Origin of the sequence: Drancourtella sp. An57 (assembly GCF_002161525.1) — a bacterium.
In the GTDB taxonomy this organism is placed as follows: Bacteria; Bacillota; Clostridia; order Lachnospirales; family Lachnospiraceae; genus Sellimonas; species Sellimonas catena.
The window spans coordinates 1-19,497 of sequence record NZ_NFHY01000024.1 but is presented as its reverse complement, the minus strand read 5'-3'; the positions used below and the strand labels follow the sequence as shown (position 1 = coordinate 19,497).

General features: G+C 48.5%; 19 protein-coding genes. 1 reads left to right on the top strand and 18 read right to left on the bottom strand.

Translation table 11 applies throughout. From position 1 onward, the window contains the following. Nucleotides 1-2: 2 nt before the first annotated feature. From B5G11_RS15110 to cls, 9 genes are all read right to left on the bottom strand, one after another. A complete protein-coding gene (locus B5G11_RS15110) occupies nt 3-866 on the bottom strand; it encodes an N-acetylmuramoyl-L-alanine amidase (RefSeq protein WP_330677556.1) in 864 nt (287 codons plus the stop codon). Between the two features lie 28 nt (nt 867-894). Next, nucleotides 895-2,430 carry a YARHG domain-containing protein gene (locus B5G11_RS15105; RefSeq protein WP_087167125.1) on the bottom strand — a complete coding sequence of 512 codons (1,536 nt, stop codon included), beginning with the start codon at nt 2,428-2,430 and terminating at the stop codon, nt 895-897. Continuing rightward, on the bottom strand, nt 2,427-3,143 hold the full coding sequence (locus B5G11_RS15100) for a SprT family zinc-dependent metalloprotease (RefSeq protein WP_087167124.1): 717 nt from the start codon (nt 3,141-3,143) through the stop codon (nt 2,427-2,429). The genes B5G11_RS15105 and B5G11_RS15100 overlap by 4 nt, the downstream gene beginning before the upstream one ends. Nucleotides 3,144-3,312: 169 nt before the next feature. Then, nucleotides 3,313-4,383 carry a trigger factor gene (gene tig, locus B5G11_RS15095; RefSeq protein ID WP_087255301.1) on the bottom strand — a complete coding sequence of 357 codons (1,071 nt, stop codon included), beginning with the start codon at nt 4,381-4,383 and terminating at the stop codon, nt 3,313-3,315. Nucleotides 4,384-4,462: 79 nt separating this feature from the next. Beyond that, nucleotides 4,463-5,281 (bottom strand): bifunctional hydroxymethylpyrimidine kinase/phosphomethylpyrimidine kinase, encoded by an 819-nt coding sequence (gene thiD, locus B5G11_RS15090; RefSeq protein ID WP_087255298.1) that lies wholly within the window; start codon nt 5,279-5,281, stop codon nt 4,463-4,465. Between the two features lie 41 nt (nt 5,282-5,322). Further along, complete coding sequence (locus B5G11_RS15085) at nt 5,323-5,985, bottom strand: HAD family phosphatase (RefSeq protein WP_087255295.1); 663 nt, start codon at nt 5,983-5,985, stop codon at nt 5,323-5,325. Next, nucleotides 5,982-6,623: a thiamine phosphate synthase gene (gene thiE, locus B5G11_RS15080; protein ID WP_087255292.1), complete on the bottom strand. Its 642-nt coding sequence runs from the start codon at nt 6,621-6,623 to the stop codon at nt 5,982-5,984. The genes B5G11_RS15085 and thiE overlap by 4 nt, the downstream gene beginning before the upstream one ends. Beyond that, nucleotides 6,610-7,431 (bottom strand): hydroxyethylthiazole kinase, encoded by an 822-nt coding sequence (gene thiM / locus B5G11_RS15075; protein WP_087255350.1) that lies wholly within the window; start codon nt 7,429-7,431, stop codon nt 6,610-6,612. Before thiM ends, thiE begins: the two co-directional genes overlap by 14 nt. A 173-nt stretch (nt 7,432-7,604) precedes the next feature. Beyond that, a complete protein-coding gene (gene cls, locus B5G11_RS15070) occupies nt 7,605-9,080 on the bottom strand; it encodes a cardiolipin synthase (protein ID WP_087167119.1) in 1,476 nt (491 codons plus the stop codon). A gap of 142 nt (nt 9,081-9,222) precedes the next feature. On the opposite strand from cls, the gene B5G11_RS15065 reads away from it, so the two are divergent. Beyond that, entirely contained in the window at nt 9,223-9,708 is a 486-nt protein-coding gene (locus B5G11_RS15065; protein ID WP_087167118.1) for an ABC transporter ATP-binding protein, read from the top strand. A gap of 109 nt (nt 9,709-9,817) precedes the next feature. Here the strand turns inward: B5G11_RS15065 and B5G11_RS17025 are convergent, their stop codons facing one another. From B5G11_RS17025 to murI, 9 genes are all read right to left on the bottom strand, one after another. After that, nucleotides 9,818-12,148, bottom strand: a complete 2,331-nt coding sequence (locus tag B5G11_RS17025) for a D-serine ammonia-lyase (RefSeq protein WP_343215521.1) — start codon at nt 12,146-12,148, stop codon at nt 9,818-9,820. Further along, nucleotides 12,129-13,088 carry an agmatinase gene (speB, locus tag B5G11_RS15055; protein WP_087255289.1) on the bottom strand — a complete coding sequence of 320 codons (960 nt, stop codon included), beginning with the start codon at nt 13,086-13,088 and terminating at the stop codon, nt 12,129-12,131. Before speB ends, B5G11_RS17025 begins: the two co-directional genes overlap by 20 nt. Before the next feature lie 21 nt (nt 13,089-13,109). Next, nucleotides 13,110-14,117, bottom strand: coding sequence for an ABC transporter ATP-binding protein (locus B5G11_RS15050; RefSeq protein WP_087255286.1), 1,008 nt, complete (start codon nt 14,115-14,117; stop codon nt 13,110-13,112). 6 nt (nt 14,118-14,123) lie between these two features. Then, complete coding sequence (locus B5G11_RS15045) at nt 14,124-14,915, bottom strand: ABC transporter permease subunit (RefSeq protein WP_087255283.1); 792 nt, start codon at nt 14,913-14,915, stop codon at nt 14,124-14,126. Beyond that, nucleotides 14,905-15,762 (bottom strand): ABC transporter permease subunit, encoded by an 858-nt coding sequence (locus tag B5G11_RS15040; protein ID WP_087255280.1) that lies wholly within the window; start codon nt 15,760-15,762, stop codon nt 14,905-14,907. Before B5G11_RS15040 ends, B5G11_RS15045 begins: the two co-directional genes overlap by 11 nt. An 11-nt stretch (nt 15,763-15,773) precedes the next feature. Continuing rightward, on the bottom strand, nt 15,774-16,877 hold the full coding sequence (locus B5G11_RS15035; RefSeq protein WP_087255277.1) for an extracellular solute-binding protein: 1,104 nt from the start codon (nt 16,875-16,877) through the stop codon (nt 15,774-15,776). 135 nt (nt 16,878-17,012) lie between these two features. Next, complete coding sequence (locus tag B5G11_RS15030; RefSeq protein WP_087255345.1) at nt 17,013-17,837, bottom strand: MerR family transcriptional regulator; 825 nt, start codon at nt 17,835-17,837, stop codon at nt 17,013-17,015. 94 nt (nt 17,838-17,931) lie between these two features. Further along, the gene (locus B5G11_RS15025) at nt 17,932-18,447 is read right to left on the bottom strand and encodes a DUF1934 domain-containing protein (protein WP_158099304.1); all 516 of its coding nucleotides are present in this window, start codon (nt 18,445-18,447) and stop codon (nt 17,932-17,934) included. 18 nt (nt 18,448-18,465) lie between these two features. Continuing rightward, a complete protein-coding gene (gene murI / locus B5G11_RS15020; protein WP_242959078.1) occupies nt 18,466-19,314 on the bottom strand; it encodes a glutamate racemase in 849 nt (282 codons plus the stop codon). Nucleotides 19,315-19,497 lie beyond the last annotated feature (183 nt).

Genomic DNA, 19,497 nt, shown 5'->3' with positions numbered 1-19,497 from the left:
CTTTATTCTGATACAATCACCGTCTGATATCCGGCCCGTTTCAGTGCCTGCTCGGTATCCGCTGCTTTGTCGACGGAAGCAAAATTTCCTGTCAACACTTTATAATATGGTCCCTCATGGCTGATAAAAGCCGGGAATTCATCTGCAATCAGTTCGTCCTTCAGCCTTTGTGCATTGTCCGGATTACGGAATGCACCGGCCTGAATGTGGTAGCGGGCCTCTTCTTCTGTTTCCTCCGTCTCTGTTTCCGGCGTCACCCCCGGCATTTCCTCCGGTTCACTGTCCAGGTCCATATCCGGGCGCTGCATCAGTGTATCAAGAATTCCCTCAGCGATTGCCAGAGCAATAGCGTCAAAATTCTCATCAAAAATCTGATTATCCGTGTCGGAATTGATAAATCCCAGTTCCACAAGAACGGCCGGCATCTTCGTCCGTTTCAGGACGACCAGATTCGGTCTTGCCTTCACTCCCAGATTCCGGAAACCGATTGTCTCCAGCTGGTCATTGATATCCTCGGCCATCTCATATTTGATTCCTGAAAGATCATATACGAGACTTTCCACCCCGGACACCGCATTGTCCACCGGGTAGGAATTCCGGTGGATCGAAATAAAATAATCCACTCCGGCCTCATTTGCTTTCATCGCCTTCTGATACGGTGTCTCGTAGATGTCTGTTGTCCGTGTGTACTGAACATCAATTCCCCGGTTTTCCAGAATCTCTCCCACCGCCAGTACCATCTGAAGTGCGTCATCTTTCTCCTGTCTTCCCTTGTAAACAGCACCCGGATCTCTTCCGCCGTGCCCTGCATCCAGCATAATCGAAACAGCCATAAAAGCTCCTGCATATGTCTTTTTTACATACATATGCAGGAGTCCTGTCCTACGTTCCCGTCTAATCCACGGCTCTTCTCTCTTCCGCCAGAATCAGGTTCGCATTCTGTCTTTCATAAGAATTCAACCGTACATTCCGGGAAAATTCATCCGCTGTGTAGAGCGGTTCATACCAGTCTTTGGATGAGAACCATTCGTCAAGATCTTCGGTTTCGAAGATTCTTCCATGTCTTGCAAAAATCTCATTTCGTCCAAGACGCAGTTCTGCTTTTGTCTTTCCCTCGAAGTCTTCTTCTGTCAGAAGCCGGCTGTCACTTTCCGGGAAAATATAATCCTCATCTTCCTCTTCTTCCTGAGGTCTTGTCCTGCTGTCAGCGTACTGATCCCGCTTCATCGTGCAGTCCATTGCCGCTGTCAGCCCTTCTGACTGTCCGCCCGAGGCCCTCTTTACGACAACCTTCAGAGCCTCATCCTGGAATTCGATGGTTCCTTCCATCCGGTTGTTATATTCGTCCGAAAAGGTAAAAGAGGCCGTTTTATCAGAAACAACGCCGGTCACGTCATTCGCTCCCCGGAATACATAATCCTCGTCGCTTCCGTAAGTTTTCCGGATATCAAATACAACTCTCTGGTCTGCGGCACTTTTGATTTCCACCTCGCAGATTCCGTCCGTCGACATCACTTCAGAGCCCGCATTCGCCTCGTCACACCAGTTTCCTTTATAGTCTGCCAGGCTCCAGGTATTCTTTTCCTCTTCTTCGTTCTGGTCAGTCTCTTCGTTTTTCTCCGTCTCATTGCGGGTGACAAGCTGCCCGAGATAGTTCCCTCCAACTGCGGCAAGTCCGATAATCACCGCTGCTGCAAGGATAATCATGGCGAACCATTTCCTGAAAAAAGACTTTTCTTCGTCCGGCTCATCCTGATCTTCGATATCAAGCTCTCCTTCCAGCTCTTCATAAAGCTTCCCAAGTCTTGCCTGGCGGATTTCTTCTTCCGCGTCTTCCCGCAGAAGTTCAAACATCAGGACCATCATATCCGAAGAAATGTCCACGTGCAGATATCCTGCCTGGGTACACATCAGTCCCAGCTCAATCCTTGCATATTCCAGAATTCCCTCCAGTTTCTCGGCCGGACACTTCCACAGACGGGACAGTTCTTCCATGCTCCATCCCTCATAGTAGTATGCCAGGCAGACCAGCCTCCCGGCTGTTCCTATTTTCTTGTAGCTGGATTTCAGAATCCGGACGATCTGCTGCCGCTCCGCTGTCGTCTCCGGAGCGCGCTGTCCCTCCCAGGAAGGCGCTGTCTTTTCTTTCTCCAGAATCATTCCTTTCTTTTTCTGGCATTCTCTCTCCCCGAGTTTATAGAGAACGGTATAAAGCCACTTTTCCATCTTCGCCGGATCCTGGAGCGTGCTGATAGTCCGGAACACGACAAGGTAGATCTGGCGGACCAGTTCTCTGGCTTCGCCGCGGTTTCCCATCATCAGTCTGGCACGAAAATAGACATCCGCACAGGTTTCTCTGTAGATCGTGCCGAATCCCTCGCTCTCGCCTCTCTTTGCCTTCTCCACTGCCAACTTCAAACTTTCTTTCATATCTGCTCCCACTCAACTTTCCATGCATTGTTTTTCAGCCATTTCCTGCGGTTCCGGTAATCCGGCATTATTTCCTCCACCCGGTTCCAGAAAGCCGAGGAATGGTTCATCTCCTTCAAGTGACACAGCTCATGAACCACCACATAGTCAATAATCTTCTGCGGCATCATGATCAACCTCCAGTTGAAATTCAAATTTCCAAGGCTGCTGCAGCTGCCCCATCTTGTTTTCTGTGCCTTGATAGTCACTTTGTTCGGGCTCTCCCCGATCTTTGCGGCAAACACCTTCACCCGGCTTTCAATATTTTCTTTTGCCCGGATCCGGTACCATTTTTCCAACTGCTCTTTCCGCTTCTGAGGTGTTGCTGCTGTCTGATCTATCAGCAGCTGTCCGTCTCTCTGCCATACAGTCTCACCTTCTGATTTCTTTATCGAAAGCTTCAACGGCTCTCCCAGATAATAAAAGACGCTGCCGTCCTGAAACCGTTTTTCCATCCATTCTCTACGGCTCTTTTCGATCTTTTCCAGCTGCTCTTTGACCCATGGAGCCTTTTCTTTTAAAAATCTGCGGATGGCTGTTTCCGGCATCCGGTACGGTGCTTTTACCCGCACTTTCCCTCCGGAAAGAATGGCCACCTCAATTGTTTCCCTCTTTCCTCTCTGCAGGTCATAAAAGACCGCTCCCGTCTGTCTGTCATAAAAGCAGCGTCTCATGTTGTATCCCCCAATCAAGAAATATAAAGATATCCCCTTATCTCATATTATCTTATGTTTCCCCGCTTTACGCAACAGATTCTTTCGATTTTCGTTCTTTTCTGCGTAATATAAACGGCGTATCAGTCCTGTCTCCCAATAACTGATACGCCTCTGCGTTTATGGATTCCTATTCATTATCAGAGCTTTCCGATGTCACTTTTGCTTCATCCCAAAGCCAGGAAATCACTTTTTCATTTAATGCCTGTTCTTTCAGTTCATCTTCCGAATACTGCTCTTTCAGCTCATCCGCTGTCATCTGCTGTGCCTGCGCATTCTGTTCTACCCACTCATCAATCTCGTCGTCGGATACGGTAATGTTCTCCTCCCCGGCAATCAGATCCAGCACTTCCTGCTGTTTGACATACTCTTTGACCTGTGTATCTATCTCTTCATTAAATGCTTCCTCGTCCATCCCCATGTACTGTTCCAGAAAATCCGCATACTCCATATTTAAAGAAGTTGCGATCTGCTGGTACTGCTCTTTCATAAGGCTGGTATATTCTTCTACTTTATCCTCCGGATATTCTTTCAGCTCTACATTCTCCATCAGAGCGTCAACAATCTCCGTCTGTCTCTGTGTCTGATCCTGTACCTCGGCCTGACTTTCCAGGATATCCCTGATTTCTTTCTTATAATCATCCACTGTTGTGTCTTCGCCCTTCACCATGGTGACAAACTCATCATTCAACTCCGGAAGGGAAACTTCTTCGATCTTTGTCAGTGTGATTGTAAATACCGCATCTTTTCCGGCCAGATCAGGGTTATTCTCGTACGGGTCCGGGAATGTCGTATTGACATCAAAGGTTTCCCCTGTTGTATGACCTACAATTCCATCCTCAAATCCATCAATATATCCGCCCGCTCCAAGTTCGAGCTGCTGTCCGGATGCCGTGCCTCCGTCAAAGGCAACTCCGTCAATCGCTCCGGAATAATCGATCGTAACCATATCTCCCTCCTGAGCAGCCCGGTCTGTAATCTCCGTATAGGTCGCATAATTCTGCCGGATCTGTTCGATCTGGGAATCCACGGTTTCGTCGTTCACTTCCGTCTCTGTGATCTCGCTGACTTCCAGGTCTGTATATCCATTAATTTTGACATAATCATTTTCGATTTCCTTCGGTCCGCATCCGGCCAGCAGGGATACAGCCGCAATCATACATACTCCTGCAGCCAGAGCCTGTTTCCTTTTATTATTCATACTCCTGTCTCCTTTATTATCATCTCTTTCCAGTTATATCATACTTCCGTTCTCTTGACAAGCCGTCCTTTTCCCGCTTCTATTCAGCCTCTTTTCCTGCTTCCCGGACAAACATTCCGTGAATGTCAAAGGCATGGTTCATCGGTCCGCTGCCCTTTCCCAGATCCAGCATGGCTCCCAGCGCTCCGGATATGTAAGTTTTTGCCCGTTCCACCGATTCCTCCATGGAAAAGCCCTTTGCCAGATTGGAGGCAATAGCGCTTGACAATGTGCACCCGGTTCCATGGGTGTTCGGGTTGTCGATCCGCTTTCCGTAAAACCAGCGACAGACACCGCCCTGACATAGCAGGTCATTGGCATCATTTAACTGATGGCCTCCCTTGACCAGTACAGCCAGATGGTACGTTTCACTGATCTTCTGTCCGGCACAGATCATATCCTCTTCTGTGCAGATCCGCATCCCGGAAAGAACCTCCGCCTCCGGAATGTTTGGTGTCAGGATGTCCGCCTCCGGGAGAAGACATTCCTTTAAGGTTTCTACTGCATCTTCGCTGATCAGTCTTGCCCCGCTTGTCGCTACCATCACCGGATCCACCACAATATTTTCAGCCCTGTATTCCTTTAGTTTGTCTGCAATAGCCCGGATCAGTTCCGAAGACGAAACCATGCCGATCTTTACCGCGTCCGGCCGGATATCAGTAAAAACACAGTCCAGCTGCTCCTTTAAAAACGCAGGAGAAACCTCCATGATATCTTTCACCCCGGTCGTATTCTGTGCAGTCAACGCAGTCACCGCACTCATGGCGAACACACCGTTTGCAGTCATGGTTTTGATATCCGCCTGAATCCCCGCACCTCCACTGGAGTCACTTCCCGCAATTGTCAATGCTGTTCTCATTTTCCACACGTCCTTTCTTTTTTCGCCGCATTCCCGCCTGATTACCGAGCAGATGCCTGCTGCAAAAACAATTCCACATCCCCGTACTCCGTCAGAAATATATCCGCCTCGGATTTTAAGGTGTCCAGATCTTTTCTGCTTGCCCGGTCATAAACCGCCACCGTCCGGAAGCCTGCCCTCTTCGCGGTCAGAAGTGCATGGCAGGTATCCTCAAATACCCACGTTTCTTCCGGTCTTGTACCAATTTTTTCTGCTGCCTCCAGATAGATCTTCGGATGATTTTTCCCCTGTCCCACTTCCGAACAAGTCAAAATATCCTGAAACAGATCCAGCACCGAAAGTCTTCGAAATGCAGCTTCCACATTTTCTCTTCCGCTCGAAGTTGCAACAGCCATCGGAATCCCCGCTTTCCGGAATTGTTCCAGATACCGCCGGACTCCCGGCTTTAATTCTGCCTTCTCCGCATAAAATGTCCGGATCATCCCGTTGACTTCCTCTACCACCCGGACGGCCGTCTTCGGAAGATCATACTCCCGGATCAGATAGTCTGCTGCCTGCTCAAGACTCATCGGAAACAAAATTTCCCGAAGCCCCGGTTTCCCTTCCCGTCCCTGGCTTTTCAGATAAAGTTCGCCGATCTCTTCCCAGACCGGCATCGAATCAAGCAGGACTCCGTCCACATCAAAAATAACTCCCTTGATCATTCTTTAATCATCTCTTCCACACTCTTTTTTAACTCTGCCGCCGCTGTCCTGATATCCCTGCTTGCAAAAATCGCGCTGATCACAGCCACACCGCAGATACCGCTGCCTTTCAGCTCCATCACATTTTTTCTGCTGATACCTCCGATGGCAATGACCGGAATCCGGACCGCCCTGCAGATTTCCTTTAATACTTCATGGCTTACCTCCGTGGCATCCGCCTTGGAGCCCGTCGGGAACACGGCTCCCACTCCAAGGTAATCCGCGCCGTGCTGCTCCGCTTTTTTTGCCTGCTCCACAGTCTGGGCAGAAACACCAATAATCTTGTCCGGCCCAAGCCGCTTTCTCACATCTTCCGCTTCCATGTCTTTTTGACCGACATGAACCCCGTCCGCACCAATCTCCTCTGCAATCTTCACATTATCATTGATGACAAACGGCACCTGATATTCCCGGCACAATTTCTGAATTTCTTTTGCTTCCTCAAGAAATGTCTCCTCATCCAGATTTTTCTCTCTTAACTGGATAAAGGTTGCTCCCCCTTCCAGCGCTTCTCTCACCTGCTCTGTCAGCGTCTTACCATTCAGCCAGCTCCGGTCTGTCACCGCATAAAGAACAAAATCTTTTCTATCGCACTTCATAAACAGCTCCTTTCTCCAGGTCCTCCCCGGTCATATTGTAGATAGCATCGATAATCCGGTTCCGGTAGGTGGCATTTCCATCCCCATCCTCCATCCGCTTCCACGCCGTCTCTCCGGCAAGTCCCATCACACAGACTGCCGCTGCCGCCGCATCAAGCGGATGCTCCGGATTCGCTGTCAGATATGCCGTCATCATACCCGAAAGCTGGCATCCGGTTCCGGTGATTTTGCCCATTTCCGGACGACCATTGCGAATCACGTAACACCTGTCTCCATCGGTGACCAGATCAATCGCTCCGGTCACAGCTATGATACATCCCTCTTTCTTCGCAAACGATTTGACAAAAACGATACTCTCCTCCAGATTCTCCTCCGTCACGGCATCCGCAATATCCGCGTCTACCCCCTTTGTCGTTCCGCTCCCAAGATAAAGCGTCTTGATCTCCGAGATGTTTCCACGAATCACAGTGAGCTTCAGTTCCTCCATCAGCTTCAACGCCGTATTCGTCCTGAACACACTCGCTCCCGCCCCCACCGGATCCAGAAGCACCGGGTGGGATAACGCATTCGCCCGCTTCCCCGCACGGACCATCCCGTCAATACTCGTCTTGTGCAGCGTACCAATATTAATATTCAGACCACCGCAGATTGAAGTAATATCCTCCACATCCTCCGGCTCATCCGACATGATCGGACTTCCACCACACGCCAGCAGCACATTCGCCACATCATTCACCGTCACATAGTTCGTAATATTATGCACAAGCGGCATCAAACCTCTCACATTCTCAAGAAACTCCTTCAATATCCTCCACTCCTTTCGCATCATCGGGGACGTGTACCTGTGCACCGGAACCCGTCCCCGATGAAAAAAATCTGATAATTCAAGTTTTGTCTTATTTTATGCGGGTTTCGGGGATTTTTTTGTCATTTACGTCGTGTACCTGTGCATCGGAACACGTCCCCAAAAATACGTAAGTTCTACAGAAGTGGTGAGAACAGTCTGGAGATCTGTTCCCGGATGCGGATGGACAGGCCGCGTTGTCTGTAGGTTTCTTCTGTCACCTCTTTGCAGACGAGGAGGTCGTTTTCGAATGCGTCTTCCAGTTTTTTTGCTGTTCCTTCGCTGTAGATGGTGGCGTTGACTTCGAAGTTGAGCTGAAAGCTGCGGATGTCCATGTTGGCGGTCCCGACGCAGCTGACCAGGCCGTCAACAGTCATGGTCTTTGCGTGGAGAAATCCGTTCTGGTATGTGTAGCATCTTGCTCCTGCGGCGGCCATTTCGCCCAGATAGGAGTAAGTTGCCCAGTAGACAAACGGGTGATCCGGTTTGCACGGGATCATAATCCTTACATCAACTCCGGATTTAGCCGCGATTTTTAAGGAGTCCAGAATCGGCTGGTCCGGTATGAAATACGGGGTCTGGATGTAGATGTACTTTTCGGCCATCTGAATCATCTTTAAGTAGTTATCCCGGACGCTGTCGTATTTGGAGTCCGGTCCGCTGGATACAATCTGTACGAGAGACCTTCCGTCTCTCTCATATTCCGGAATTTCAAAAAGCCGGTCCTGAAGGAAAAGATTTTCCTTGGCCGCGTAGTTCCAGTCCAGTACAAAGCGGACAGCAAGGGATGTCACTGCGGATCCTTCGATACAAAGATGGGTGTCTCTCCAGTATCCGAATTTCTTCGTATCAAGCCCCAGATATTCTCTTCCGATATTAAATCCCCCTACAAATCCGACTCTGCCGTCAATGACCGCAATCTTTCTGTGGTTCCGGTAATTGACGCGCAGCTGCAGCTGACCCAGAAATGCCGGGAAAAACTCTGCCACCTGGACGCCGGCCTTTTCGAGACGTCTCCAGGAACGTTCCCTCATTTTCCGGCAGCCCATACTGTCAAAAAGCACCCGGACTTCAACACCTTCCTGTACTTTTCTTGTCAGTACTTCTTCAATTTCCTGCCATAGTTCGTCATTCCGGATAATATAATACTGCAGATGAATGTAATTTTTCGCCCCGTTCATTTCTGCGATCAGGGCATCGAATTTCTCCCTGCCGTCCGTGTAAATCCGAATGTCATTGTTATCTGTCAGCACTGCTTCGGCCGCATTGAGGTTATAAAGAATCAGGCTCTGGAACCGCTCCATCTCCGGGGTTTTCAGTCTCAGCTTCCTCCGGTAGATCGATTCCTCCTGGCGCCTCACCGCGTACTTGATCTCATCTTCAATCTCTTTCATCTTGAACATTTTACTTTTTCTATAGTCCTGTCCCACCACAAGGTACAGGATAAAACCGACAATCGGAATAAAGTAAAGGACTAAAAGCCATGTCCAGACCGCTGTCGGATTTCGTCTTTGAAAGAAAATAATAATGATCGATAAAATGATGTTGATGAATACGAGGTTGTCCAGTATCCAAAGAGCTGCGTCTTTTGTTAATTCGAATATTATTTCCATATACTTTTTCCTCCTCGATTCCTGCTCTTATTATACTTGCAGGGGAAAAAAGATGCAACCCGCCTGCAAACTACTTGCGCTTCCCCAAAAACAATGCTACAATACAACATGTGTAACAAAAGATTGGAGGAGAGTAATTAAGATGAGTCCGTTTTTTATCGTATCACTCGTGATTCTTGTTATTCTGGTCATCGCTCTGATCGTCCTTTATTTTCTTGGAAAGCGCGCTCAGAAGAAGCAGGCGGAACAGCAGGAGAAGATCGATGCCATGGCTCAGACAGTTTCCATACTCGTCATAGACAAGGGCCGTATGAAGCTGAAAGATGCCGGTTTTCCATCTATCGTAATGGAAAGCACGCCGAAATATTTACGCCGGTCCAAGGTTTATGTCGTTAAGGCAAAAGTCGGGCCGAAGATCATGACATTTATGTGTGATGATAAGGTTTACCCGCTTGTTCCTGTGAAAAAAGAAGTCAAAGCTACCGTGAGCGGTATTTATATTACAGGAGTAAGAGGTGTCAGAGGGCCTCTGGAAGCTCCAAAGAAGAAAAAAGGATTTTTTGCAAGAGCTAAGGAAGCAGCCAGGGAAGAGGCTTCCAAGAATTCATCAAAATCAAAAAAGAAATAAGACAGCATAAAGAGTGCGGAATATTTCATCCGCACTCTTTTTCTGTCTCTTTTTCTATTAATGATTCCGGACTCTCCGGTATCTTCTTTCGTTTTCCCCTTCCGGAAAACTATGCATTTTCCCGGTCAAGGAAAATCGGATTGCTCCATGCAGTCTTTCCGTATCGGTCAGTACATTTTACCCTCACATATTTCTCATGTCCTTTAAGGACATATTCGCCGCTTTCCACTGTCTCGTCCACAGATCTGCATACAATTGATGTCCCGTCGTTAATACAGTTGCCTGCGATGAAATCGATCCTGTACACCGGGCTTGAGCTGACATATGCTTTTCCGTCCCGGATTCCCCAGTCGTAGATTTCCGGTCCTGAGGATGAATAATAATTTCCTGCCAGCATGTTTTTTACAATCGCTTCGTGGGAAAGTTCCTCTGCCTTTACAACGATATATCCGCCGCAGGCGTCTTCCACAATCCCGTCATTATGATTGTCATCGGATGCAAAGGCAAAGATCTGTTTTCCTTCCCGCAGCATGACATCCCAGTATGTCTCATCATATCCGGTGGCACTTTCATTTACCGTGCCGTAATTATAGATTTCCATCGCCCAGATTCCTTTTGTATGGATGAATTCTTCCTCCCGCACTCTGGACCAGATCGGATGATTGTAGGTCGCGATCATTCCTCTGGACGTCATCTCATCCGCCAGTTTCTGCGCAGCTTTCGCTCCATCCCAGTCTCCGTAATATTTGTCCACCGGATGGATTTCCATATGCTTGTACGGCTCTTTTGTGGCCTGTTTCTGCATTTCTTTCGTGCCGAGAATTCCATGGATGTGATGCACCTTCGGTCTGAGTTTCGATCCTTCTGACTCATAGAGCACGGCAGAGGCCTCAAGCCCCGGAAGGATAATAAAGTCCTCACAGTCAAATTCGTCCCTGTAATCGGTATAACGATCGTGTTCGGAAAAGCAGAGGAAATGATACCCGTGCTCCCGGAACAGTTTCACCGACTCCGCCGGTGTCAGATGGCCGTCAGAATTGACCGTGTGGCTGTGAAGGTTTCCTTTGTACCAGTTTCCACTTTCTGCAAATCCCGGTACGTTCAGTGACAGGATCCGTGCCTCTTCCAGATACTGCCTGCGCATCTCTTCCGGCACCAGGCTTCCTCCGGTCGCCCAGACGATCTGTACGGCGTTTCCCATCACCGGCTCCAGCCCGTGTTCCTTCACATACTTCTGAAATTCCTCCTGTGCTGCCATCGCTGACACTCCTGCAAATCCGGCGCAGGCGCTCGGCTCCAGGAAAATCTCTTCCGTATCCATCAAAAGCTTCATATACTGAAGAAGTTTCCGGTCTTCCACTGTCACTTCGCCGCTTAATACACGTTCCATCATCTTTCCCGCAAAGGCAGACGGACGTCCTACCGCAAGTCCGTCGGCATCGGTCTTTCCTGTCAGTCCGATATCCTGAACCGCAATCTCATTGTGCAGTCCGGATGCCATACCAAGCAGCATACAAGGAGCCTGCACCGGCTCCGCGAAGAAACAATGCACCGCATCGCCAAACACCCATTTGAGTCCCGCCGTAATGCCGCCCGGCGCTCCGCCGACTCCGCATGGAATATAGACAAAGAGCGGATGCTCCTTATCTACGACAATCTTCTGTTCATCCAGCTGCTCTTTCAGCCGTTTTCCTGCTGTCGCATAGCCAATGAAGAGTGTTCTGGAATTTTCATCATCCACAAAATAGCTGTTTGGGTCCTGATCCGAGAGCGCCCTTCCCTGTCTGACCGCTTCTCCGTAGTCCTGCTCATATTCCCTGACTTCGACGCCGAACTTCCGAAGAAGCTGTTTCTTCCATTCTTTTGCATCCGCAGACATATGAACAATGACCCGAAATCCGAGAACTGCACTGATAATACCGATGCTGAGCCCCAGATTTCCTGTGGATCCCACCTGAATCGTATACTTCCGGAATACTGCACGATTCTCTTCCTCTCCAAGAACCGCGTAGCTGTCGCCATCTTTCAACATACCGTGCTTCACCGCAAGATCCTCCGCATATTTCAGCACCTCATAAATCCCGCCCCTTGCCTTGACGGAACCTGCAATGGCAAGATGGCTGTCTTCCTTTAAGAGCAGTCTTCCGGCAACAGCGCTTCCGGTCTTTTCTTCCAGCGCCGCCTTCATCTTCGGGATTTCCTCAAGAGGGGACTCGATGAGTCCTCCCCGGTCTTTCGTCTCCGGGAAATACCTGAGAATCAGCGGTGCAAACCTCTCCAGTCTTGCCCTTGCACCCTCAATCTCTTCCGGCCGGACATCAAAAGTTTCTCCAGCATCATCCCAGCATTCTTTTTTCGGATTGATCCACGCTGTTTCCTCTGCTCGTGCAAGCTTTTCTACGACCGGATTTTCACCAATCCTATCTTTGATCTTTTCCATGCTTTTTCCTCCATGCAATATGAGACATGAACTCCTGAATGATTCCTGCTGCCGCGATGGCAGTGATTCCCGAACCGTCAAATGCGTTTGCCACTTCTACCACATCGTATCCCACAACATCCAGATCTTTTAAGCCATGCAGGATCTCCAGCGTCTCCCAGGTGGAAAATCCGCCCGGCACCGGTGTACCGGTTCCCGGAGCAAATGCCGGATCCAGGAAATCGATATCAAATGTCAGGAACACTTTCTTTCCGCCAACCCTGCTTTTGATCCGGTCTATGACCTCCTGTGCACTCATGTGGTGCATCGTAAGAGCATCGATGGACTCGTACCCGAGATTTGCGGAATTCTGCGCGTCCTCCGGTCCGTAAAGCCCTTCCCTGATTCCTACCTGAATGGAGCAGGACGGATCCACCAGCCCTTCCTTTGCCGCATGGTAAAACGGTGTACCGTGGCTGTACGGTTTTCCGAAGTATTCTTTGATCGTATCATAGTGGGCGTCAAAATGAATCAGCGCCACCTCTCCGTGTACATCCTTGCATGCCCGAAGTTCCGGCAGCGTCACACTGTGATCTCCTCCTATTACAATCGGAACGGCTCCGCTTTCAAAGAGTGTTCTCATCTGCGCATGCACCTTGTCAAAAGTCTCCTCCACATACCCCGGCACCGTCGGAAGATCGCCGTAGTCCACTCCCCGGCATTCCCCGAAAATATCCACTTCCAGAACGGGATTATACGGTTTGGCCGCCAGAGAAGACATCTCCCTGACTGCGGCCGGGCCAAATCTGGCCCCTGCACGGTAAGTCGCACAGGTATCGAACGGAATTCCTGCCACGACAAAGTCCGCATCCTGAAGATCCGTGTCATTCTCCATTCTCATAAAGGTCTGAATCCCTGAAAAACGCGGGATTTCGAGCGAATTGACGATTCCATGTTTCATAGTCGTTTTTGTTCCTTTCTGCTAAATTCTGATGCAGTTGTGATCTGCTACAGACAGACGAAGTTTCTGTCCGTTTTCAAAAAGTACCTTACTCCTGAAGAGTACGTCTACTTTCATTTTAACACCATTTACGTTAATATTATACTGCAAAACGTTTCCTTTTGGTGTATTATCAATAATTACACCGTCAAATGTATAGTCTGTCTCTTCCGACGGATCTGTTACAATCTGAATCGTTTCCGGGCGGATTGCGATTCCGTTTTCAGATGCAATCTTCTTTTCGGTTACAGCTGCAAACTGCTCCCGGGAAAGAATATTATAGTTACCGATGAATGCCGCTGCAAACTGGCTTACCGGAGATGTATACATGGTAATCGGATCGCTGGACTGTTCAATGCGTCCCTCATGGAAGAGGTGGATCGTATCAGACATTACCATCGCCTCGTCCTGATCATGGGTTACGAAAATACAGGTCAGTCCCAGATCCTTGTGAATCTGCTTGATGCTGTTCTGCAGAGACTTCCGAAGCTTCGCATCGATGGCGCTTAACGGCTCATCCAGAAGCAGAACCTTTGGCTGCTGCACGATACTTCTCGCAAGCGCCACTCTCTGCTGCTGTCCTCCGGAAAGATTTTCCGGATAGGCCTTTTCCTTTCCTTCCAGCTCCACGATCTGAATCGCAGAATCCACTTTCGCCTTGATTTCTTCTTTACTTTTCTTCTGCATTTTCAGACCGAAGGCAATGTTTTCCTCCACCGTCATATTCGGAAAGAGGCTGTAGTGCTGGAACACCATTCCGATGTTTCTGTCTTTTGGTTCCAGATTCGTAATGTCTTTTCCATCCATGATGATCCGACCGGAGCTGATCTCTTCGAGTCCGGACAGACACCTAAGAAGCGTACTTTTTCCGCATCCGGAAGGTCCGAGCAATGTCACAAACTGTCCTTTTTCAATGTTCAGGCTGATATCCTTCAATACCTGGTTTTTTCCATAAAACTTGTTGATATTCTGAAACTCTATGTAAGACATCTTCTCTTATCTCCTTTTCTTGCTTTTCTGCAGACCAAATCCCACCAGTGAAATTGCCAGTGTGATAATAAACAGAATCACGATCACGGCACTTGCTTTCTGACCTGACTGTCTCATTGCCGAATACAGGTACATCTGTCCGGTCGGGAAATAGTTTCCTGCCAGTGTATTGATAATTACGAAATCTCCAAACACGATGGACATGGCCAGCATGACGGATACCATGATTCCATTTGTGATATTCGGAAGAATGATCCTCCAGAATGCATAGAACTTTCCTGCTCCCAGCATCTGCGCCGCTTCCAGAAGCCTCGGAGCGGACACTGCATCCAGATTGTTTCTCACTCCCTGATAAACATACGGAAGAACGACGATACAATAGGTGCATACCAGCATAAACACACGATTGGAAAACGGTTCCGGCGCTCCTGCGTACAGTCCGAGCACACTGATCGGGAGGATGACGCCCTGGATCGCGTACGGGATCGTACAGATCATCTTCATCACCTTGTCAAGCGCCGGCACGTATACAACTACCACATACATGGCCAGCAGCACGACCAGCGTACAGATCGCGATCGGAAGTATCGAAATCAGAAGCGTCCGCACAATACTCTGCCAAAAATAGCTGTCCTGAAATAATTCCACATAGGCATTCAAGGTAAAACCGTTTGGCAGAATGGATATCCATTCCGTAAACAGGGAATATAAAAATGTTAAAACCAGCGGGATCAGAAGGTACAGCGCAACAATAATAAGCACAACCATGCTTCCCGTCTTTTTCTTTTTACCTGCCATTGCTTCTCCTCCTGTTCTTCTTCAAAATCCCGTCATTTAAAAGAATCGAAAGTACCATCAGCGCCATCAGTACGACCGCAAGGGCACCGCCAAGCTGTGGATTCTGAACAACGTCACCGACAAACTGCTCCGAAATCCGGATCGGCAGAATGGAAACATTGTTCATGACCAGCGCGTATGCTGTTGCATAAGCCGCAATGGCATTGGCAAACAGTGTCGAAAAGGTTCCCAGGATTCCCGGCATCATAACCGGAATTCCGACTTTGAACCAGAATGTTTTCTGTGTGCCTCCCAGAATTCCGACCGCTTCTTTCCACTCCTTTTTCACGGAATCAAATACCGGAATCAGAAGCAGCGTTGCAAGGGGAACCTGGAAATAAATGTAGGTAATCATCAGCCCCACTGTAGAATAAAGCGGGAATTCCGCCAGGAATCCGATCCCGTATTTCTGCCCGATCAGGGTCAGGATTCCTGTATTTCCAAGCATGATGATGTAGGCAAAGGCAAGCGGTACTCCGGAGAAGTTGGAGACCATGTTCAGAAGGCTCATGAAGAGTCTCCCGATTTTTCCGCCTTTTTCATTGGCCGCTTTCGCGCCGAAAAACGCGATCACAAGGCCTATCAGCGAGGAAAAGACTGCGATCACCACGCTGTTGATAATTGCTGTCTGGTACAGCTTTTCACTAAAAACCCGAATGTAATTATCCAGTGTGACTCCCGCTCCCGAACCGGACGGCATGAAGCTCTGTACGATAATCGAGATGACCGGTACGATCTCAAACATCCCGACCAGCACAAGGAACGGAAGCAGTGCCAGTAAATACGTTTTGCTCCTTGATTTTTTCATGATCCCATCTCCTAATTTGCGTAGGCAAGTACCTGTTCATTCCAAAGTGTCGGAAGTTCTTCCGTTGTCTTCTGCCATCCTTCCGCATCTTCTACCATGTGTACATTCTGGTACTGTTCGTCCGGAATCATCTTTTCTTCCAGTTCTGCCGGAAGTTCTACATCTCTGACTGTTCTTGCATATCCTTTTGCCAGGTTGAGCTGTCCTTCATCACTTAAAATGTATTCTCTGGTAAGAGCCGCTGCATGCGGACGTTTCGTATAGGCATTGATGATGGTAGCGTATCCGCTCTGTACGGATCCTTCTTCCGGAATACAGATCTCAAAGTCCGCGTCCGGATTGTTTTCCTTGATCTGTTCACGGTAACCGATTCCTACGAAATCCCATACAATCGCAACTTCGATCTCTCCTTTTTCCATTCTGCTCAGCGTAAATTCTCCTTTGTCCAGTCTTCCCTGCTCTGCAATCTGTTTGAAAAAGTCAAGTCCAGGCTGGATATTGTTTTCATCGCCTCCCGTTGCATAAGCCGCCGCAAGGACTGCATACTGTGCTCTTGTGGATCTTGCAACGTCTCCAACGGAAACCATGTAGTCTCCTTCCAGAAGATCCGCAAAGGAAGTCGGTGCATCGGATACGAGTTTCTTGTTTGTGATGATTCCCATGGTTCCGTAATATGCAACGACCCAGTCGCCGTCATCGTCTTTTGCCCAGTCCGGAATCTCATCCCAGTAGCTTGTCTTATATTTCAGTGTCAGGCCCTGGTCTTCCGCAACAGCACCGTAGGTCTCTCCCACGTCTCCGATATCTTTTGTCGCATTGTTTTTCTCAGCTTCAAACATGGAAAGCTCCTCCGCGGAGGAAAGATCCACGTCCGTATGCTCCAGTCCGTATTTCTCCTTGAGGCCTGCCCAGGTGTCATCCCAGTTTGCCCAGTCATCCGGCATTCCTACCGAGTTGACTTCTCCCTCTTCTTTTGCTTTCTCTTCAATCTCTTCCAGTGACATACTGTTTAAATCCAGATTTTCATTGTTTGTGCTTCCTGAAGAACCACATCCTGTCAGTAACATTGCTGCCGCGAGAGCTGCTGCAGCCGCTTTTGCAAATCTCACTTTCATTTTCTTCCTCCTCTAATCAAACTGATTATCCTTTACGAGTTCAATTTAAATCTTTGTGTTACACAAATTTCAATGCACGTTTTTGTAAAGTACTGTTAAATTTTGTCGAAATCAGCCTGATTGGGAGGGTTTTCCCTATTCTTCTACCGGGATCTGGATCTCCAGAACCTTTTCCTCTTCTTCGTTGGTCAGGGTCGCATCCACAATATAGATCTGCAGAATCGGTCCGCAGATCCGGTAATGCTTCTGATACAGATACTGTTTGATCTTTTCAAAGGACGGATGATATTTCTCAAGAAGACCATTTTTGTACATCATGCAGACATACTTTCCCGCCTGGATTTCCCGGACGTACTTGTTTCCTTCTTTTTCCGAATCCACCAGTACCATCGGGACAGCCGGAATCATCTCGTCGCTTGGAATCAGGATTCTCTGATCCGAAAATACGCCCATCCGGTCCGTCGCAAGAATCGGGATCTTCTCTTCCAGGCTCCCTTCCAGCTTCGTAAAGGCCATGGCGTGCTCTTCCCGGTCGCCGGACTCCCTGCCAAGAGTAATCATATGGCGTAACGGAAACTCCTCCTCGAAAATCGTCTCCATTTCCGGAAGGGAGAACAGACTCCGGACGAACTCCAGCTTTTCCCGCATGATCTCATTGAGCCGGATCTGCTCCTTGAGCCGTTCCTCAAACCGCTGCTGGTACGTTTTCAGCATCTCATAGGATTTCCTCAGGTTCCGGTTCTCGAAATATTCCTTGATCTCCTCCAGCGACATCCCCATCTCTTTGAGTTCCAAAATCGTCCCAAGCTTTTCATACTGCCGGATCGAGTAATACCGGTGTCCGCCGTCCGATACATAGACCGGTTTTAACAGCCCGATCCTGTCATAATGCCTCAGCGTCTCACTTGTCGTATTTCGAAGCTTTGCAAGCTCCGAAATAGTCAGTACATATTTTCTCATATTCCCGCTCCTTTCCATCTCTGTCATGACAACACTTCTAATAGAAAAAAAGAGTACTCTTCATCCAGCATGAAATGTACTCTTTGTCCTGTCTTTATTCTGCTTTTATGAGATCCTGCTTCTGATGCTCCATCAGCTCTCTCACCATCTGAGCCGACTTTTCCCCCTTGCTGCAGGCATGAATTTTGACGCAGCAGTCCGCCATCGGCTTGTCTTCCATCTCCATCCGGTAGCGGATCTCCGCAAGGATTTCGTCCTCTTTTACATCAACATCAATACCGGTCGTCCAGACGCCAAAGTGAAGCTGACCGTACGGAGTCTCATAACAGGTAAGGGTGCGCTTGTCCTTCTCAAAGAACAGTCCTCCTCTCATCTCTCCTGCTTTCATGATTTCAACGATCCGGTCTCCCGTAATTTTGATCTTGCTTTTTCCAATCTTTCGACCGCTTCCAGACGTCTCATCATACACGAAATAATGTTTTCCATTTTTAAAGAAATAATCAGCAGAAGTAAGCATTTCCACTGCTTCGGCATCCTCTGTCTTCTGTTCTCCATCGTCCATCATCTCCCACTGCATTCCTGTAATTCCAAGTAATATCTCTCTATCCATAATCATTCCCCGTCATGTTTAATATTCTTCGATATTGATCCGCTGGGTTGTGCGGATATCATAAGGAAGGATGGAATTTGCAAACTGCTTGAATTTGTCCGCCGTATCGCTTACATAAAACTCATAGGAGCCGTTGGCACAGACCTGACCGCTCTCTTCTGCGCTGCTTTGCCCTTCATTGAGCAGATCCATCTTCCTGAGAAGCTTCTTAAGCTCCATCGCCGTCTCATAAGCAGGATTCACCAGCTGAATGCCGTCTCCCAGATATTTCATGATCCGGGATCTTAACAGCGGATAATGGGTGCATCCAAGAATCATTGTGTCTATATCCGTCTCTTTCATCGATGCCAGATAGTAATCGATGACCTCCTCCGCAATCTTGTGCTTTGCAAATCCTTCTTCCACAATCGGAACAAAAAGCGGACACGGCTTTCCGATCACTTCCACACCCGGAAGCATCTCCTTCATCACTTTGGAATACATCTGGCTCCGGATCGTCGCCTCTGTCCCGATCACGCCGATCTTTTTATTTCTGGTGGCCCGGACAGCCGCAGCGGCTCCCGGCACAATCACTCCCATAATCGGGATGTCGGTCTCCTCTTTCACCACATCCAGCGCCAGCGCACTGGCTGTATTGCAGGCGATCACAATAGCCTTGACATTCTTTGTCTGCAGAAACCGGATGATCTGCCGGCTGTAACGTATGATATTATCTTTCGATTTGCTTCCGTACGGCACTCTCGCAGTGTCCCCGAAATACACCATATTTTCGTTCGGGAGCTGCCGCATGATCTCTCTGGTCACAGTCAGGCCTCCCACTCCGGAATCAAAGACGCCGACAGGCTCTGCCTTTTTATTGCTACTCACAGTCCTAATCTCCTTCTTACCTTCTGTCCTATCATTGTACAATTTCTGTTTTTGCTTTTCAAGTATAAAAAAGTGTCTTCGACACTTCAGCCCCCTAGCCCCCATTCATGGGGGAATTGGGGGTTTCTTTTTATGTGTTTTTCCTGCATAATAGACTTATGAATATATTACAAACCATTTTTA